Source organism: Varibaculum vaginae, from assembly GCF_900604285.1.
Classification (GTDB): Bacteria; Actinomycetota; Actinomycetes; order Actinomycetales; family Actinomycetaceae; genus Varibaculum; species Varibaculum vaginae.
Genome location: NZ_UWNY01000001.1, coordinates 188,587 through 206,254 on the forward strand (window position 1 = coordinate 188,587; position 17,668 = coordinate 206,254).

The 17,668-nt window shown below is 53.5% G+C and carries 15 protein-coding genes and 3 tRNA genes; 14 read left to right on the forward strand and 4 right to left on the reverse strand.

Annotated features, from left to right (window positions below):
* Positions 1 to 92: 92 nt before the first annotated feature.
* A complete protein-coding gene (locus EFB02_RS00795) occupies positions 93 to 644 on the reverse strand; it encodes a MogA/MoaB family molybdenum cofactor biosynthesis protein (protein WP_122819494.1) in 552 nt (183 codons plus the stop codon).
* Positions 645 to 839: 195 nt separating this feature from the next.
* Here EFB02_RS00795 and EFB02_RS00800 point away from each other — a divergent pair, with 195 nt between their 5' ends.
* The 9 genes from EFB02_RS00800 to thiL all read left to right on the forward strand — a co-directional run bounded on the left by EFB02_RS00800 (position 840) and on the right by thiL (position 13,212).
* The gene (locus EFB02_RS00800; RefSeq protein ID WP_122819496.1) at positions 840 to 2,159 is read left to right on the forward strand and encodes a nitrate/nitrite transporter; all 1,320 of its coding nucleotides are present in this window, start codon (positions 840 to 842) and stop codon (positions 2,157 to 2,159) included.
* Positions 2,160 to 2,233: 74 nt separating this feature from the next.
* Positions 2,234 to 5,935 (forward strand): nitrate reductase subunit alpha, encoded by a 3,702-nt coding sequence (locus EFB02_RS00805; protein WP_122819498.1) that lies wholly within the window; start codon positions 2,234 to 2,236, stop codon positions 5,933 to 5,935.
* Between the two features lie 41 nt (positions 5,936 to 5,976).
* Positions 5,977 to 7,470, forward strand: coding sequence for a nitrate reductase subunit beta (narH, locus tag EFB02_RS00810; protein WP_122819500.1), 1,494 nt, complete (start codon positions 5,977 to 5,979; stop codon positions 7,468 to 7,470).
* Positions 7,467 to 8,192 (forward strand): nitrate reductase molybdenum cofactor assembly chaperone, encoded by a 726-nt coding sequence (gene narJ, locus EFB02_RS00815; RefSeq protein WP_122819502.1) that lies wholly within the window; start codon positions 7,467 to 7,469, stop codon positions 8,190 to 8,192. Before narH ends, narJ begins: the two co-directional genes overlap by 4 nt.
* Positions 8,193 to 8,196: 4 nt before the next feature.
* Positions 8,197 to 8,973, forward strand: a complete 777-nt coding sequence (narI, locus tag EFB02_RS00820) for a respiratory nitrate reductase subunit gamma (protein ID WP_122819504.1) — start codon at positions 8,197 to 8,199, stop codon at positions 8,971 to 8,973.
* Between the two features lie 213 nt (positions 8,974 to 9,186).
* Positions 9,187 to 9,591: a TOBE domain-containing protein gene (locus tag EFB02_RS00825; protein WP_122819506.1), complete on the forward strand. Its 405-nt coding sequence runs from the start codon at positions 9,187 to 9,189 to the stop codon at positions 9,589 to 9,591.
* Positions 9,588 to 10,385 (forward strand): molybdate ABC transporter substrate-binding protein, encoded by a 798-nt coding sequence (gene modA / locus EFB02_RS00830; protein ID WP_122819508.1) that lies wholly within the window; start codon positions 9,588 to 9,590, stop codon positions 10,383 to 10,385. Before EFB02_RS00825 ends, modA begins: the two co-directional genes overlap by 4 nt.
* Before the next feature lie 8 nt (positions 10,386 to 10,393).
* Positions 10,394 to 11,983, forward strand: a complete 1,590-nt coding sequence (locus tag EFB02_RS00835) for an ABC transporter permease (RefSeq protein WP_122819510.1) — start codon at positions 10,394 to 10,396, stop codon at positions 11,981 to 11,983.
* 80 nt (positions 11,984 to 12,063) lie between these two features.
* Complete coding sequence (gene thiL / locus EFB02_RS00840) at positions 12,064 to 13,212, forward strand: thiamine-phosphate kinase (RefSeq protein WP_122819512.1); 1,149 nt, start codon at positions 12,064 to 12,066, stop codon at positions 13,210 to 13,212.
* Positions 13,213 to 13,252: 40 nt separating this feature from the next.
* Here thiL and EFB02_RS00845 read toward each other — a convergent pair.
* The 3 genes from EFB02_RS00845 to EFB02_RS00855 form a co-directional block, all read right to left on the reverse strand.
* Positions 13,253 to 13,328: transfer RNA gene (locus EFB02_RS00845), tRNA-Phe, on the reverse strand.
* A 20-nt stretch (positions 13,329 to 13,348) separates the two neighbouring features.
* Positions 13,349 to 13,422: transfer RNA gene (locus tag EFB02_RS00850), tRNA-Asp, on the reverse strand.
* 33 nt (positions 13,423 to 13,455) lie between these two features.
* A tRNA-Glu gene (locus EFB02_RS00855) sits at positions 13,456 to 13,528 on the reverse strand.
* A gap of 166 nt (positions 13,529 to 13,694) precedes the next feature.
* Between EFB02_RS00855 and EFB02_RS00860 the strand changes: the two genes are divergently transcribed.
* The 5 genes from EFB02_RS00860 to EFB02_RS00880 are packed head-to-tail and all read left to right on the forward strand — an operon-like array spanning position 13,695 to position 17,304.
* Positions 13,695 to 14,879 carry a mechanosensitive ion channel family protein gene (locus tag EFB02_RS00860; RefSeq protein WP_122819514.1) on the forward strand — a complete coding sequence of 395 codons (1,185 nt, stop codon included), beginning with the start codon at positions 13,695 to 13,697 and terminating at the stop codon, positions 14,877 to 14,879.
* A gap of 3 nt (positions 14,880 to 14,882) precedes the next feature.
* Positions 14,883 to 15,284, forward strand: a complete 402-nt coding sequence (msrB, locus tag EFB02_RS00865; protein WP_122819516.1) for a peptide-methionine (R)-S-oxide reductase MsrB — start codon at positions 14,883 to 14,885, stop codon at positions 15,282 to 15,284.
* A 1-nt stretch (position 15,285) separates the two neighbouring features.
* On the forward strand, positions 15,286 to 16,119 hold the full coding sequence (locus tag EFB02_RS00870) for an endonuclease/exonuclease/phosphatase family protein (protein WP_160115342.1): 834 nt from the start codon (positions 15,286 to 15,288) through the stop codon (positions 16,117 to 16,119).
* Positions 16,120 to 16,136: 17 nt separating this feature from the next.
* Positions 16,137 to 17,033 (forward strand): EamA family transporter, encoded by an 897-nt coding sequence (locus EFB02_RS00875; RefSeq protein WP_122819520.1) that lies wholly within the window; start codon positions 16,137 to 16,139, stop codon positions 17,031 to 17,033.
* A gap of 22 nt (positions 17,034 to 17,055) precedes the next feature.
* The gene (locus tag EFB02_RS00880; protein WP_122819522.1) at positions 17,056 to 17,304 is read left to right on the forward strand and encodes a GlsB/YeaQ/YmgE family stress response membrane protein; all 249 of its coding nucleotides are present in this window, start codon (positions 17,056 to 17,058) and stop codon (positions 17,302 to 17,304) included.
* Positions 17,305 to 17,668: the final 364 nt, after the last annotated feature.

The window sequence follows — 17,668 nt, forward strand, 5'->3', positions numbered from 1 at the left end:
AGCGTCATTTTCCGAATTCTTGGGAAGGAGAAAAAAGTTTTGCCCGCTCCATTCTTAGATTTTTCTATGCATTTTGGTGTTTGAAAGAACTACTAGTCTAGGGGGAAGGCTACCGGATCTAGCTGCTCTAAAAGGTGGGGCAAGAGCGGGCCGAGGACGCTCAGGGTGTCGCGAACTCCTCCTCGCGAACCGGGCGCATTGGCCACGATGGCACCCGCGGCACCGCGAGCGGTGATTCCCACCAGGGCGCGGGAAAGTGAAGCGAGCGGAGTGGCTTTTAAACCCTGCTGACAGATTTGCCAAGCAATCGCATCTAGGCGTGCCTCTAACAGTGGAGCGGTGGCCTCCGGTGTCAGATCCCGTTCGGTAATCCCGGTGCCTCCGGTAGTGATTACTACCCGCGCGCCCTCGGCAATAGCGGCGCGAATTTCATTTTGGACGGATTCGATTCCATCGCTTACTACCCGCACTCGATCTACATCGATTCCATATTGCGCCAGCAGTTCTTGCGCCAGCGGCCCCGACCTATCTGGACGTTCTCCGTTTTTACAACGGTCTGAAACGGTTATCACCGCACCTGCGGCGCGACCGCGTAATTTTTGTAGTTTTTTCTCTTTTAAATGCGCGTGCGGGTCCGTTGACAAGGCGAAATCCTCCTACCAATTACGCAAACCAAAACTTGCGATTACCTGGATATTTTCCCTAAGACCGGGCTATTACAACCGATAAAAATACCGCTTTAACCTGCAGATATTATCCAAAAACATCATAACACGTAAAAGTTAGAAAAAATCTGACAAGCTACAAGTGTTACCCAGCATCAAAGGAAGTTTTTCGCTATGGAAGCTACAAAGAAGTCTAAGTATGTACTAACTGACTGGGAACCCAACAACCCGGATAAATGGAACTCTGGTCTTGCCTGGCGCACCCTGGCGATTTCCACCTATTCCCTAATCTTGGCGTTCACCGTATGGTTCTTGGTCTCCGCAATCGCCCCCAAACTTAACGAGATCGGATTCGACCTCACCAAGGCGCAGCTTTATTGGCTGACCTCCATGCCTGGTTTATCCTGTGGGTTCTTGCGTTTGATTTACACCTTCTTGCCACCCATCGTGGGTACCCGCAAACTGGTGGGCTGGTCCTCAATCCTGTACATCATCCCCATGCTGGGCTGGTTCTTCGCGGTGCAAAACCCGAACACCCCCTATTGGTGGCTACTGGCTTTGGCCTTCATGTGCGGGATCGGGGGCGGTTCCTTCTCTGGCTACATGCCCTCTACCGGCTATTTCTTCCCCAAGCGTCTTTCGGGGACTGCTTTGGGATTGCAAGCGGGGATCGGCAACCTGGGGATGTCTATTATTCAGCTGGTCGGACCGATGCTAATGGGATTCTCGTTATTTGGCCTCACCTGGATGAGCCCTCAGCAGACCGCGGACGGGGCAAGTATTTGGGTATCTAACGCCGCGATTTTCTTCGTGCCTTGGTGTATCGTGGCCGCCATCTTGTCGTTCACCCTGCTACGTGACGTACCGATTAAAGCCAATATTCGCCAGCAGCTCGACATCTTCGGCAACGCCAACACCTGGTACATGACAGTGCTCTACGTGATGACCTTCGGACTATTTTCGGGGCTGTCGGCAGTGTTCGGTCTGCTCATTAACGATAACTATGGTGCCGAATCTCCCCTGAAACTAGCGGTCGCCGGCGCCTCCTTCGCCTTCCTCGGGCCGCTGATTGGTTCGGTTGTCCGCATGGCCTGGGGGCCTTTCTGCGACAAAATGGGCGGAGCGATCTGGACATTTATTTCCGGAGTGGGCATGGCAGCTACCCTGGCCATCGCCGGCTTCTATCTCAGCAACCCCCGCGGCATGAGTGACTTTTACGGTTTCCTGATTGCCATGCTGGTGATGTTCTTCTTCTCTGGGCTAGGCAATGCCGGCACCTTCAAACAGATGCCGATGATCATGCCGGCTCGCCAAGCAGGGGGCGCCATCGGGTTCACTGCCGCGGTAGCCTCCTTCGGTCCCTTCGTGGTGTCGGTAGCCCTCACCATGATTTCTCCGACGGCCTTCTTTTATGGCTGCACCGTTTTTTGCATTATCGGATCGGCACTTTGCTGGTGGCAGTACGCCCGCAAGAACGCACCCTTCCCCGGATAACCAATTATTCCCGAGGGCGCAGCGTCGTCCTCAGGATCAAAACTCAGTAAGCACAAAACTCAAAGGAAAATAAAATGGCTGGTTCTTCGTTATTAAAACTAGGTGCGAAGCTTAGGCGCGGGCAGGTAAGCCAGGATGCTCGCCAAATGTTCCTGGTCGGAGGGCGCGAAGCGGATGCGTTCTACCGGCAACGTTTCAGCCATGACAAAGTGGTGCGCTCTACGCATGGGGTGAACTGCACCGGTTCTTGCTCTTGGCGGGTATTCGTAAAAGATGGGCTGATCACCTGGGAGGCGCAGGCGGTCGATTATCCTTCTACCGGCCCTGACATGCCCGACTATGAGCCTCGCGGCTGCCCGCGCGGCGCCGCCTTCTCCTGGTACGAATATTCCCCCACCCGCATTCGTCACCCCTATGTACGTTCAGTGCTGCTAGATGCCTACCGCAAAGCGAAACAAACCCATCCTGACCCGGTAGATGCCTTCCGGGCAGTCACCTCCGATCCGGTAGCATCCGCCGCCTATAAATCAGCGCGCGGCAAGGGCGGCATGGTGCGTACCAGCTGGGAGGAAGCGCTGGAGATCGTAGCCGCCGCGAACGTAGCCACCATCAAAGACTATGGCCCAGATCGGGTCGCCGGATTCTCGGTTCTCCCCGCCATGTCGATGGTTTCTTTCGGGGCAGGTGCCCGTTACTTGCAATTGATCGGCGGGGTAAACCTATCTTTCTATGACTGGTATGCCGATCTTCCGGTCGCCAGCCCCCAGGTGTTTGGAGATCAAACCGATGTTCCCGAAGCTGGCGACTGGTTTAACTCTTCCTATCTACTAGTTTGGGGTTCAAACCTGCCGCTCACCCGTACCCCGGATGCGCACTTTATGACCGAGGCGCGTTACCACGGGCAAAAGATGGTGTCGATTAACCCCGACTATTCCGATAACACCAAGTTTGCGGATGAATGGTTGCGGGTTAATCCCGGTACCGACGGGGCGCTAGCTACCGCGATGGGGCACGTGATTCTAAACGAGTTCCACGTGGGCAAACAGTCTCCCTATTTCTTGGACTATATGCGTAGCTATACTGACTCCCCCTTCCTAGTAAAGCTAGAAGAAACCCCCGAAGGGCTGGTGCCGGGCAAATTCTTAAGCGCCGCTGATGTGTCTAGCCTGCCGGCAGAAGTTAAAGAAAAACCAAAGCCGGAATTCCGTTTCCTGGTAATGGATGCCGACGGCAGCGTGAAGGACCCGGGCGGCACCTTGGCTGACCGTTTCACTCCGGAAGGTAAAGGTCATTGGAACCTAAAGATGGAGGGGGTAAACGCCCAGCTCAGCCTGTATCAAGAGGGCGGGGAAAGCGCTGAAATCACCCTGCCCCGCTTTGACCTGGTGGCCGGGGAAAGTAAAGGTAGCTCCGTGGGTGCTGGCACGATTAAACGGGGGGTGCCAGTCCGCAAGGTTGACGGTCATCTGGTAGCCACGGTTTACGATATTTTGCTGGCTCAGTACGGGGTCAAACGTGCCGGTCTTCCGGGCATTTGGGGTGAGGATTACCAGGATTCCTCCAACCCGGGGACTCCCGCATGGGCGGAAGAAATCACCGGAGTGCCAGCTAATGCCACCATCCGGATTGCCCGCGAGTTCGCGCAAAACGCCCTCGATTCCAAAGGACGCAGCCAGATTATTCTAGGCGCGGGCACTAACCACTATTTCCACTCTGACCAGATTTACCGAACTATCCTGGCGCTGACTTCGATGTGCGGCACCCAGGGGGTTAACGGTGGCGGCTGGGCGCACTACGTGGGTCAGGAAAAGGTACGCCCGATTACCGGCTGGACCCAATATTCATTTGCCCTGGACTGGCAGCGTCCCGCCCGGCAAATGATCTCCACCGGTTTCTGGTATTTAACCACTGACCAGTGGCGTTACGATTCGCTGACCACCGACCGCTTGACTTCGCCCGCGAGCGTGGCGAAGGTTCCCACGCAAAATATTGCGGATTCTTTATTGGAAGCCACTGAACGCGGCTGGATGCCCGCATACCCACAGTTCAACCGGTCTTCTCTGGAGCTGGGGCGGCAAGCGCAAGAATCCGGGCAGAAACCAGCCGACTATGTGGCCGCACAGCTAGCTGCCGGAAAGCTAGAGTTCGCGGCGAAAGATCCGGATAACCCGGCTAACTATCCGCGCGTCCTCTTTAGTTGGCGTACCAACCTGTTGGGATCCTCTGCCAAGGGTACCGAGTTCTTCTTGCGCCACATGATTGGCGCCGATAATGACGTTCAGGCCGAGGAAGTTCCGGAAGATCAGCGTCCTCGTAACGTTCGTTGGCGCGAGCAGGCCGCGAAAGGCAAATTGGATTTGGTCGTAACTGCGGATTTCCGCAACACTTCTACCACTTTGCATTCTGACGTGGTGCTCCCTGCCGCCACCTGGTATGAGAAACATGACTTGTCCAGTACCGATATGCACCCCTATGTGCATACTTTTAACGCGGCGATCTTGCCGCCTTGGCAAGCCCGCACTGATTTCCAGTTGTTCCAAGATTTAGCGCAGCTGGTCTCCAAGATGGCGAGCAATCACCTGGGTACCCAATTGGATCTCCTGGCGGCTCCTTTGAACCACGACAGCCCGGATGAGCTGGCTAATCCCGCCGGGGTAGTGATTCCGCGCGAGGAATGTGGTTGGGTGCCGGGAGTCAATATGCCGAAGATTATCCCCATCGAGCGTGATTACACCAAGATCGGGGAGAAATTTAACTCCCTGGGGCCGGTGATTGAAAAAATGGGGATGGGTACCAAAGGCGTGCCTTTCACCCCCGATAAAGAACTGCGGGAAATGCGCGAACAGTTTGGAGAAATCGAGACTGCGATCGGGCCACGTCCGCGCCTAGACACCGACCAGATTGCTGCCGAGTTCATTTTGAAGTTCTCGGGCACCACCAATGGACGCCTCGCCACCCAGGGCTTTAAGACCCTAACCGAAAAGGTGGGCGCCGCTGGGGATATGACCGAAATGTCACGCGGGCACGCTGATTACCAGATCACTTTGACCGATGTGCAACAGGCCCCTAAGACAGTGGTTACGTCCCCCGAATGGTCAGGCAGTGAACATGGAGGCCGGCGTTACACTGCGTTTAGCCAAAACGTAGAGTACCTCAAACCGTGGCACACCCTGACCGGCCGGATGCATTACTATCTGGATCACGACTGGATGTGTGCCTACGGGGAATCCCTGCCCACCTATCGTCCTCCACTGGATTTGCATCACCTCTTTGGGGAACCCGCGCCGGGCATGGTGCGTGGGGATGGCACTCCCAGCGCCGAGGTCGCGGTCCGCTACCTCACTCCCCACAACAAATGGGCGATTCACTCCCAGTATTTCGACAACCTCTATATGTTGACCCTGGGTCGCGGCGGACAAACCGTGTGGATGTCTCCGCAGGATGCCGCCAAGATTGGGGTGCGCGATAACGAATGGATTGAAGCCCATAACCGTAACGGGGTGGTTAGCGCCCGCGCGATTGTCTCCCACCGCATCCCGGAAGGCACCGTGTTTATGCATCACGCACAAGAACGGATCACCCACACTCCGCTTAACCAGTCAACCGGTAAACGGGGTGGTACCCATAACTCTCTGACCCGCATCTTTATCAAACCAACTCACCTGTTGGGCGGCTATGGGCAGTTCTCGTACGCCTTCAACTACACCGGTCCTACCGGTAACCAACGCGACGAAGTCACCTATATTCGCCGCCGCAGCCAGGAGGTTGAGTTCTAAATGTCAGTGGCAGTTTGCATTTTCTCTAAAGGAGACCAGTCATGAAAGTAATGAGCCAAGTGGTCATGGTTATGAACCTGGACAAGTGCATTGGTTGCCACACCTGCTCGGTGACCTGTAAGCAGGCCTGGACTAACCGTACCGGCACTGAATATATGTGGTTCAACAATGTGGAGACTCGCCCCGGGCTCGGCTATCCGCGCACCTGGGAGGATCAAAAAAAGTGGAAGGGCGGTTGGCGGCGCACCGCCTCCGGCAAGTTAGTTCCGCGTTCTGGGGGCAAGCTCGCGCAGCTGGCAAAGATTTTTGCCAACCCCAATATGCCGCAGATAGACGACTATTACGAGCCCTGGACTTATGACTATGACAAGTTGTTGTCCGCTCCGGCAGGTTCTAAAGCACTACCGGTGGCGCAGGCGCGCTCCCAGATGAGCGGCAAGCCCCTAAAGAACATTGAGTGGGGGCCGAATTGGGATGACAATTTGGCCGGCTCTACCGAGACCATGCAGGATGATCCCATCCTTAAAAAGATGAATCAGCAGGTAAAGACGGATATTGAAAATTCGTTTATGTTCTATCTGCCGCGGATTTGTAACCACTGTTTGAACCCCACCTGTGTGGCCGCCTGCCCCTCGGGAGCGATGTATAAGCGTACCGAGGATGGGATTGTCCTGGTTGACCAGGATGCTTGTCGCGGTTGGCGGATGTGTGTTTCGGGTTGTCCCTATAAGAAGGTTTATTTCAACCACAAGAGCGGCAAGGCTGAAAAATGCACCCTCTGTTACCCCCGGATCGAGGCTGGTGACCCCACGGTTTGCTCCGAAACCTGCGTAGGCAGACTGCGTTACCTGGGGGTTATCCTCTATGACGCGGATCGGGTCAGCCAGGCGGCGGCAGTCAAGGAGGAAACGGATCTCTACCAGGCGCAGCGCGATGTAATGTTGGACCCCACAGATCCGGAGGTGATTGCGGCTGCGCGGCACAGCGGGATTCCGGAATCTTTCATCGAGGCGGCACAAAAGTCTCCAGTCTATAAGTTGATCGTGGAATACTCTCTGGCGTTGCCCCTGCACCCCGAGTTCCGCACCCTGCCGATGGTTTGGTACATTCCCCCGTTATCGCCGGTAGTAGAGGCAGTAACCGCTTCGGGAGCCGATGGGGAGAACCACCAGGTGCTGCTGACCGCCCTCGCCACTATGCGTATTCCTCTGGAGTATTTAGCAGACCTATTTGCTGCCGGGGATCCGCGGCCAGTAGAACTTTCTTTGCGACGCTTGGCGGCTATGCGCTCCTATATGCGCGATATTAATCTGGGTGACCAACCGAATCCGGAAATCCCGGCTGCGGTAGGCATGAACGAAGAACAAGTAAAAGCCATGTACCGCCTGCTATCAATCGCTAAATATAAAGATCGCTACGTTATTCCCACCACTCATCCCGAAACCGCCCGTACCCCCAGTGAATATATTTGTCCGGTGGGTCAGGGCGCGTCCTCGGGTAAAGTCCCGGTGGAAATCGGGAGGGCACCGCGGTGAGCGCTAAGGTTTCCTTTATTCCGAGCCGGCAGGAGGCACCCCCGGTAAACGCGGTGGCACTCGCGGCGGAGCAGCGCTCGGCTGCCCTTATGGCGTGCGCGCTACTCTTGGATTACCCCGGCGATAACCTAGAGGAAATCCTTTCCCAGGTAAAAGCGGAAGCTGAACTACTGCCTCAGGAGATCGGCCGGGAACTTGGGGAGTTTTGTTCCTGGGCACGCCTGCGTGGGGTACGCGGGGTGCAAGAGGACTACGTGGAGACTTTTGACCGCAAACGTCGCTGCGCCCTGGAGCTGACCTATTACGCCACTGGAGATACCCGGCAACGCGGGATCGCGCTGACGGTGTTTTCGGATTTATTTAGCGCCGTAGGTTTCGAACCTCCCCACCGCGAATCGCTACCTGACTATCTACCGCGGGTTTTGGAGTTAGCTGCCCGCTGTGAGGGCGAAGATTTAGCCCTAGTCTTAAGCGCAATCACGGCTAGCCGTGAAGGAATAGAAGTGCTGCACGCTGCGCTGTGCTCACTAGATTCTCCCTGGCAGAAAGTGGTCGCTGCCCTACGCATGATATTGGGCGAAGCCGATAGGGAAACCACCGAGCGCATGGAGCGCCTCATCCGTCAAGGTCCGCCTACCGAATTGGTGGGCTTGGATGACAGTAATAACTTACCGTGGCCGCAGTTAGCCCCGGTTCGATCAGACACCGCGAGCGAAGGGTGAAGTAATGGACGTGTTGTTTTGGGGAGTATTTCCCTATATTTGCATTACGCTGCTAGTTGCCGGTTTGATTTGGCGTTATCGCTCTGACCAGTATGGATGGACTTCCCAGTCCTCGCAGTTACGGGAAGCTAAAATCCTACGAATAGCTTCTCCGCTATTCCATTTCGGAATCCTGTTCGTACTGTTGGGACACTTTATGGGGCTGATTATCCCCGACTGGATGACGGAAGCCATGGGGGTCTCCCAGCATCAATATCACCTGCTAGCCACCGTTGGGGGTACCGTCGCGGGGATTGCGGCGCTAGTGGGTTTTATAGGTTTGCTGTGGCGGCGTTTCGTCAACCATTCGGTGCGGTTCGCTACTACCGGTCGGGATCTGGTTGCCTACATTTTCTTGGCTATCCCCCTGGCACTGGGGGCGATAGCTACTGCTGCCAACCAGCTCTTTGGGGCTGATGGCGGTTACAACTATCGCAAAACGATTTCGGTGTGGCTGCGATCCCTGTTTATGCTGCAGCCGCGAGTAGATTTAATGGCGAATGTGCCACTCAGTTTCAAACTGCATATTATTGCCGGTTTACTGCTGTTGGCGGTGTGGCCCTTCACCCGCCTAGTGCACGTGCTCTCGGCTCCGGTGGGTTACGTTACCCGTCCTCCGATCGTTTACCGCTCGCGGCGCCCCGCGACTGCCGCTAGCCCGGAAAAGCCGGGTTGGACTCCGGTGCGGGCAACTGTCGCCGGCGGTGAGGACGCTGGCAGGGCGCCTGCACAAGGGGCTTAAAACAGACCATTTTTCCGAGGACGCCGGTTTGCTTTTTGAGCGAGCCGGCATCCTTGAGGTGTCTTATCTTTAAAGAATTTCGCGTCCGCCAGCCGGTTTTACTAAATCTTTAATACTTGAATCTATTTTTTCTATTAGCAATTTTATTCGAACTATTTCCGCACTACCTTAATTTCTCAGATATTTTTTTCGTTTTTGCGATAACCTGGTTTTATGCCTAATTATCGGATATCTACTATTGCCAACCTGCTGGGGGTCAGTGATGACACCATCCGCCGTTGGCTCGATGAAAACCTAATCGAAGCTGTTGCTGGATCCGGTCCAAAGCGGGTAGACGGAGCCTCGGTAGCTCGTTTCCTACAGGAGCGGCCGGCTGCCACCCGCCTGGGGGAAGAACCGAATGAATCCATCCGTAACCACTTCCAAGGACTAGTGGTAGCTCTGAAAAAAGGCCAGGTGATGAGCCAGGTAGACCTGCAATGCGGACCCTACCGGGTAGTATCCCTAGTCTCTACCGAAGCAGTCGAAGAACTGAACTTGGAAATAGGTTCAGTAGCCACTGCCCAGGTCAAAGCCACTAACGTTTCAGTGCAACTTCCGGAAGGAGGCAAACTGTGAAAAAAATTCGTTTTGTTGCTTTAGCAGCCGGGCTCGCCCTGGCTCTGGGTGCTTGCTCCCCCTCTGGCGGTACTAAGGCTACGCAGAGCAAAGCTCCGGCAGAAAAAACCCAGCTGACAGTGTTTGCAGCCGCCTCCCTAAACAAGGCTTTCCCCGAAATTGTCGAGAAAGTACTAAAGAAGTCAGATCCCAATATCGAAGTAAAATTCTCTTTCGAGGGTTCATCTACCCTGGTAGATCAGCTAAAGAACGGTGCGGCAGCCGACGTGTTTGCTTCTGCAGATGAAAAGAACATGACCAAGGCAACCGATGCAGATTTAGTTACCGACGTCAAGCCTTTCGCCTCTAACACTTTGGAACTAATAGTTCCCAAGGGGAATCCCGCCAAGGTCACTGGGCTCGATGCTTCTTTGGAGGGTAAGAAACTAGTCGTGTGCGCCGAGGGAGTGCCCTGCGGTAACGCTACGAAGGAACTACAGGAAAAGCTGGGGGTCACCCTCAAACCCGCCTCTGAAGAACAGAAAGTTACCGACGTACGCGGCAAAGTAGAAAGCGGAGAAGCCGATGCGGGACTCGTTTACCGTACTGACGCTCTCGCTGCTGGCGACAAAGTGGAAATTATCAAGGTTGACGGCATCGATCAGGTGATTAATGCCTACCCGATTTCATTGGTGAAAGCTTCCAAGAACCAGGAAGCCGCGAAGAAATTCATTGCTGCCGTCCTGTCTGAAAAGGGGCTAAAGATCCTAGAAAACTACGGTTTCTCTGCTCCCCGGTCAAAAGATAAGAACTAAAGCTACCCTTGCGTAAATCTTTCGGAGCTAATCAGGCGGCAGGATCTCCAGCGTGGCTGTGGGGTCCCGCCGCCTTAGCGTTACTTTTCCTCCTGATACCTTTCGGCGCTTTGGTTATGCGCGTACATTGGGGACAGATTCCCCAATTGCTGGTTACTGCCGAAAGCCAAGACGCCCTCTGGTTATCTTTAAAAACCTGTCTGATATCTACCGGCCTGTGCATCATTTTCGGGGTACCTCTGGCGCTATGGCTTTCTCAGGCGCAAAACGGTTTCTTTCCCCGCCTAGTACGCACCTTCGTCACTCTCCCCATGGTGTTACCCCCGGTAGTTGCCGGTTTGGTACTGCTGATCACCTGGGGACGTATGGGAATTCTCGGTTCAAAACTGGATCTTTTGGGAATTCAGATTGGATTCACCACCCTAGCGGTAGTTATCGCCCAAACTTTCGTGGCGATGCCCTTCCTGATTACTTCTTTGGAGGGAGCGCTACGTACTCGCGGTTTCCAATACGAGGCCGCGGCTAGGGGCTTAGGGGCTTCCCGTACCCGCACTCTGCTACAAGTAACTTTGCCTTTATCAGCACCGGCGATTGTTTCTGCAACCGCCTTGGCGTTTTCCCGTTGCCTAGGAGAGTTCGGGGCAACTATTACTTTTGCCGGTTCTTTGCAGGCTATCTCGCGCACCTTGCCCCTAGAGGTTTATTTGCAAAGAGAAACTGATACTGACCTGGCACTTTCTTTATCATTAGTGATTATCGCCCTAGCTATAGTGATGGTGGGTGGCACCCAGGTACTTTCCGACTATTGGTATTCGCACCTAATGGGCAGGCATAAACAAGGAGAAATTCCCGGGACAGCTCATACGGTCAGCGGGTTTTCAAAGCAAGCACCCCGTGAAAAGCGGACAGGCCCCGGGGTACACCTGGAGGCAAAAATAGGGGTTCGTAATCTGGATGTTGATTTGGATATTAACCCTGGTTCTTCCACTGCTTTGCTTGGTCCCAACGGAGCCGGGAAATCTACGATTATCTCCCTACTGGCGGGTACGCTGATACCAGATTCTGGTTCTATTAAATGGAGCGTAGACCAGCCTCGAATCGTATTACTCGCCCAAGATCCCGCGTTATTTCCGCACATGTCCGTGCTAAGCAACGTGGTTTTCGGTTTGCGTTGCCTGGGAATTGATAAGCAGCACGCCCAACAGTCGGCACGCACCCAACTGGCGGCTGTGGGAATGCAATCCTTGGAACGACGCCGCCCCAACCAGCTTTCGGGAGGTCAAAAGCAACGCGCCGCCATTGCCCGTGCTATGGCAATCGAACCGGATGTAGTGTTACTGGATGAACCGATGTCCGCATTGGACGTAGAAGTAGCCGATCAATTGCGGCTGTTACTAAGAGAACGCATTGGGGGAGCCACCACTATCCAAGTCACCCACGACTTAACCGATGTGATTGCCCTAGATTGCCAGGTGGTGGTATTAAAACATGGAAAAATTACCCAGCGCGGTTATTGGCGGGATCTTTTCGAGGAAACTGAAGATCGTTTCTTGCAGCAACTAACTCGGAAAGCCCAGTTAGATAACGCCATCAAATAACTTCGCCAGCAATCTAGCCGAAACAAAGAGACCAATAATAGGGGTATAGGTGCTTGCGTGCTGCAGGTAAGCTAACAGCTATGAGAATCCCGCACCCCACAAAAAGCGAGCAGACTACTCCCCCCTCTCCCTCTCAGCCTCTATTTAAGGTCGTTCCAACCCCAATTACGGCAGAAGATCGCCTGATTGCTGATTTTAGCCGCGATTTACACACTCACCCTCGAGTATTGGTGGGAACCGGGGACGATTGTGCGGTTTTATCTCACCCTGATTCCCGTTCCGTCATCTCCACAGACGTGTTGGTAGAAGGAGTACATTTTCGCCGCGACTGGATGAGCCTCGAGCAGATCGGTCAGCGTGCCGCAGCACAAAATGCTGCCGATATTGCGGCTATGGGGGCGAGCGCCCACAGCGCGGTAGCGGCGGTAACTATTCCTAAAAATATGGATAAATTCGAGATTAGCTCCCTCGCTACCGGGCTAGCAAAAGGATTAGAAAGCTACGGATATGCACTGGTAGGTGGGGATCTGTCTTCCGGATCTTGCCTACAGTTAGCGGTTACGGTTATCGGGGACTTACAAGGGCGCCCTCCCCTGATGCGTAGTGGGGCAGAACCAGGTGATCTGGTATATTTCGCAGGTAACTTGGGGGATTCAGCCGCCGGTTTAGCACTGCTAGAACGCTTTGAGAGCCCCGAAGCAGCGATAAATAATCCTACTCTCCCGGAAGCGTTACGCGACCTCGCTAAAGAGGTGGTTTCCCGCTATCAAGTACCGCAAGTTCCCGCTGATCTTGCGTCTCAATTAGCGGGGGCAGGAGCTCACGCCTTGATGGACGTTTCCGATGGACTAACCCGGGATGGGACAAAAATAGCTGTCGCTTCCGGAGTGGTGATTGATTTACGACGCGAACTACTGGAAAAATACACGAAACGTCTATCGGGGCTTGCTAATATCCTGGGGATTAGAGTCTGGGATTGGGTTCTCGGCGGCGGGGAAGACCACGGACTCCTGTGTACTGCTCCCGCAGGATTTTCGGTTCCCGGATTTTCCCCCATCGGACAAGTAATAGCAGCTAATTCCTCTAGGAATTTAACGGGCTGCACAACCAGTAATGAGGATGTAAGTAGTGCCGATTCTTCTACCTGTGCGAATAAAACTATAGAAGCACAGTTATCGATAGATGGGAAACCACATTCCCAGCAAGGTTGGGATCATTTCGCTGGTTAACAGCAAGAAAATAAATAACTACAAATATTAAAAGTAACGATGGTGGCTCCGACCGGCATCGATCCGGTGACCTTTCGATTTTCAGTCGAACGCTCTCCCAACTGAGCTACAGAGCCTAGGGGTCTAATAAGACCTGCGACCCAGACGGGACTCGAACCCGCGACCTCCGCCGTGACAGGGCGGCGCGCTAACCAACTGCGCCACTGGGCCATATTCATTTGTGTTCCACCTTTTGGCGGATCGTACCCCCAACGGGATTCGAACCCGTGCCGTCGCCGTGAAAGGGCGGTGTCCTAGGCCTCTAGACGATGGGGGCCTTGCGGCCTGGCCCAAAGGCCTCGGCTCAGACTTGAATAAGCTTACCGGGCAAAGGCGACTAAAGGCAAAGCAATCACCTATGAAGCCTCTCACAACTAAGGTTTACCCAGTAATTTAGCAGTTCAATAACTGCATTTTTTTCCGGTGAAACGTAGTCTAGGAATATGCAGCTGCAACCTTGGGAAACCTCCGCATCCGATCAAACTGTCGAAAAAGTATTCGACTGGCTAACTAGTCTCGCCGGCATGGGCGTGGGGGTAGCCTCCGGGATAGTGCTGGCATTGGTGGCTACCACGATTGTGAAACTGGTAGCCAGGCGGGAACCTCTCACCAAATTAATCCTGAAACGTGCCACCCGCGCTTTCTTCCTAACTATGGTAATTTTGGGAGCCTACCTGGGATGGAAATACACCACCTCTGGCCTAGAGATTGAAAGTTCTACCGGCATTGGGCGCTTCAGTCACGGGCTACTTATCGCTGTCATTTTGGTGTTTACTTTCTTTACCACCCGTATTTGCTACCTGATTGAGGACGTTGCGGTTAAAGCCAATCAAGACAAGCCTTCCCGTAATCGCTCCAAAATGCTTACCCAAGCACAAGTAATTAGGCGCGTGCTTCAAGCCGTGGTTGTGGTGGTAGGTATCGCCAGCGCGATTCTAACTTTCCCTTCTGCCCAGGTGGCGATGGGTTCTATGTTGGCTTCAGCTGGAGTGGCGTCGATTGTGGCAACTTTGGCAGCCCAATCGACTTTAGCTAACGTGTTCGCCGGGATGCAGATTGCGCTCTCTGATGCGTTACGGGTAGGCGATAAAGTGCAGGTACCCGGCCTAGAAAATGCGAAAGAACTGGGAACAGTAGAGGAAATCACCCTCACTTACGTGGTACTAAATCTCTACGATGAACGTCGCATGATTGTGCCTTCCACCCATTTCACTCAGCAAAAATTCGAGAACTGGACACGTAAACATACCCAGCAGGTGGGAATGGTCGAACTTTATCTCGATTATTCTGCACCTATAGATTCCATCCGCGCGCAAGTGGACTTACTACTATCGGGTACTGAGCTGTGGGATGGACGCAGCGCCAGCGTAGATGTCTCCGACATGAACGCCGATTGTCAGACCGTGCGTATCGCGGTTTCCGCAGCCGACAGTTCAGATTTATGGACGCTCCGATGCTATCTGCGAGAACAGTTAATTCAATGGCTGGTGAAAGAGGTTCCGTGGGCGCTGGTTTCCCGGCGAATTCAGCCGCAAGAAGTCCGCTATTTTAATCGTGACCGTTCCGACGAGGAAGTTCATCGACTAGCACGCGAATTAGTCGGTGAAAATCAGCCACAGAAAGGATAAAACATGAGTGAGTTTGATCCCCACACGGCTGGCGAGCCCGAGTGGCGGGCGCGACTAGATGCAAAGGAATATTACGTTTTGCGTGAGGCGGGCACTGAGCGCCCGGGTACTGGAGAATATCTTTACGAAAATCGGCAGGGGATTTACCGTTGTCGAGGCTGCGGCGCCGAGCTATTCCGCTCGGATACCAAATTTGATTCCCACTGCGGGTGGCCAGCCTTTTTCCAACCCGAAGACGCCGCTGTCAGCTACCATCGCGACTCCTCACACGGGATGGTCAGAACCGAGGTTCGTTGCGCTAACTGTGGCTGCCATTTAGGACATGTTTTCGAGGACGCACCGGATATGCCAACTGGGCAACGCTACTGTATTAATTCGATCTGCCTGGATTTTCAGGCCGAATAATATGCGGATTATCAGCGCAAATCTTCAACACGGTACTACGGCTGAGGACATAGGTTCATCTAGGGATTGCTGGCAGGAGTTAGCCCGACTGTTTGCCGCTTACCACCCTGATGCGATCTGCTTACAAGAAGTTGACTATCACCAAATGCGATCAGGATTCCAAGACCAATCCCGTGTCCTCGTCGCTGCTTTAAAAGAGGCTACCGGACAGGAATGGCAACACAAATTTTTAAGCTTTTTCACCGGTCAAGTAACATTTGGGGTCAGATTTCCAGCGGTGTTAACTGCCAGTTCCCTGGCTATTCATCATCGCCTGTTTCAGGCTAATCGCCCCCTGCTGGGCGGGTATGGAGTGGCGATATTAACCCCGCATCCGGTACGCCGTTGGGTGAGTGCCAAGCTGGGGGCGGCTCCTCCACGGATTAAAATTTCCGGCTGGAATCCACTTACCTGGAGATTCTATGGCGGGCAAACCCGAAGCCTACTAGGGGCAGAAATTGTTACTGCACAGGGACGGTTTTTACTAGGAAACACCCACCTAGAGCTGGGAGTAGCTACCGCTAAAAGACAGCTAGTTCGCTCCTGGGAAGGGCTCTCTTTACGGGCAGGAAAGGCAACGCCGCTGTTGGTGGGGGATTTTAATCTACGCGAGGAGGCCACTCGCGCCCTCTATCCCTATTTAACTTTAGCGACTGCACCTACCTTTCCAGCCAGTGAGCCCACCTTCCAGATTGATCAGTTATTCGCACCCCCGAATTGCCAGGTTTTGGCAATAGACACTATCCAAATGCCGATATCTGATCACCGCGCATTATTCGTGGAATTGCAGTCATAACTGTAGGAGGGGTAACTATGGGGAACATGCGGAAATTTTCTGATCGAATTCCCGCGCCTCTGATTTTTGTAGGCTCCGGTTTGTCGCAATATTCGGGGGCGGCAATCGCGACTGTCTGGTTGTTTAACCTGATGAGTCCGACTACGGTGGCGTGGTGGCGAATAACCATAGCCGCCGTGATCTTAGTGCTGATTCGCCGGCCTTTTCATCGTAATCTGACTTGGCGCCAGGTAGCAGCCGCAACGGTTCTGGGGATCTTCATTGCCACTATGAACATGACGTTTTACCAGGCTATTTCCCGGATTCCCTTAGGTACTTGTGTCTCAATCGAGTTTGTAGGGCCGGTAGTGGTGGCACTTTTTAGAGGACGCGGCTGGGGTACTCGGATAGCGGCAATCCTCGCGGGGGTCGGGGTGGCATCTATTTCTGGAATTGGCCTGGATATTTCCACTTCTGCGGCGCGAATTGGGTTAGCTTTTTCTATTGCGGCCGGTTTTTGCTGGGCAGGCTATATCGTAGTGGGGCAAAAACTCGCCGCCGCCGGCCACGGGCAAGATGCTTTAGCAATGGGTTTGTTTATAGCAGCAATCCTGACCGTCCCCTTGGTGGGGTTGTCGGAAATCGCTAAGGGTTGGCAAAGCGGCTGGATTCTGTTTTGCTGTATTGCGGTAGGAGTGCTCTGTACTGCTCTGCCGTTTCCTTTGGAACAAGTGGCGCTTCGCCGCCTAGGCCCAGATATCTTTTCGCTCTTAGCTTGTTTAATGCCGGCAATTAGTGAGCTGGTAACGATGATAGCCCTTCGCCACCTGCCAAATGTAGGAGAAATCGTGGGATTGCTATGCATTTCTCTGGCGGTTGCTTTTGCACAATACCGTCCCGGGATGTTACACAGAGAGAGTACGCCTAACAACTAGAGAAGATATAACGGAGAAGAAAATGGGATTAATTGGTTCGATTATTGGTGGCGGCATCATTGGAGCTCTAGCTCGGTTCTTTATGAAGGGCAAGCAGAACATAGGCATGGTTATCACCATAATCATCGGGATGGTATCTGCGGCTCTGGCTGATTGGCTTTTGTTAAAGGTGGGAGTTACGAACGGATTCTTGCAGTTCCTAGGAGCTATCGTAGTAGCTGTGGTTCTGATCAGCGCCTACCTAGGTATCACTAACAAGAAAGAAAAGTAGCCCCGGCTACCGAAGAGTTTAAATACTTTCGACTCTTAGATTTACAAACTTTTAGTTGCTGCCCGGCATGTTGTTTGTCGGGCAGCAACTTTTTCTTATTGGCACTATTTGATACTTGAAATGTCTTTAACCCCTTAAATAGTGACTAGAGGGTGTAAGCCTGAGGGCGCGAGAGAGAATTCTTCCACAGAGTATCCAGGTAAATGGGGTTGAAAACCTTTACATTGCCGCCAAACTTCACAAATTATTAGCATAGTTTTCCGCAGGTTATCCCCAGGGAACCAGCAAACTTTAGTGCTCTGACTGGTCAAAGCCTCAATACTGTTACTACCAGCTCAAACCCCTAATACCCTCAAGGTTTACC

What these genes read in the sequence shown, in the direction of transcription:
- msrB (WP_122819516.1), top strand. Translation starts at nt 14,883, where the DNA reads ATGAGTGAGTTTGATCCCCACACGGCTGGCGAGCCCGAGTGGCGGGCG.
- EFB02_RS00870 (WP_160115342.1), top strand. Translation starts at nt 15,286, where the DNA reads ATGCGGATTATCAGCGCAAATCTTCAACACGGTACTACGGCTGAGGAC.
- narI (WP_122819504.1), top strand. Translation starts at nt 8,197, where the DNA reads ATGGACGTGTTGTTTTGGGGAGTATTTCCCTATATTTGCATTACGCTG.
- EFB02_RS00805 (WP_122819498.1), top strand. Translation starts at nt 2,234, where the DNA reads ATGGCTGGTTCTTCGTTATTAAAACTAGGTGCGAAGCTTAGGCGCGGG.
- EFB02_RS00880 (WP_122819522.1), top strand. Translation starts at nt 17,056, where the DNA reads ATGGGATTAATTGGTTCGATTATTGGTGGCGGCATCATTGGAGCTCTA.
- thiL (WP_122819512.1), top strand. Translation starts at nt 12,064, where the DNA reads ATGAGAATCCCGCACCCCACAAAAAGCGAGCAGACTACTCCCCCCTCT.
- EFB02_RS00860 (WP_122819514.1), top strand. Translation starts at nt 13,695, where the DNA reads ATGCAGCTGCAACCTTGGGAAACCTCCGCATCCGATCAAACTGTCGAA.
- EFB02_RS00800 (WP_122819496.1), top strand. Translation starts at nt 840, where the DNA reads ATGGAAGCTACAAAGAAGTCTAAGTATGTACTAACTGACTGGGAACCC.
- EFB02_RS00825 (WP_122819506.1), top strand. Translation starts at nt 9,187, where the DNA reads ATGCCTAATTATCGGATATCTACTATTGCCAACCTGCTGGGGGTCAGT.
- EFB02_RS00875 (WP_122819520.1), top strand. Translation starts at nt 16,137, where the DNA reads ATGGGGAACATGCGGAAATTTTCTGATCGAATTCCCGCGCCTCTGATT.
- narH (WP_122819500.1), top strand. Translation starts at nt 5,977, where the DNA reads ATGAAAGTAATGAGCCAAGTGGTCATGGTTATGAACCTGGACAAGTGC.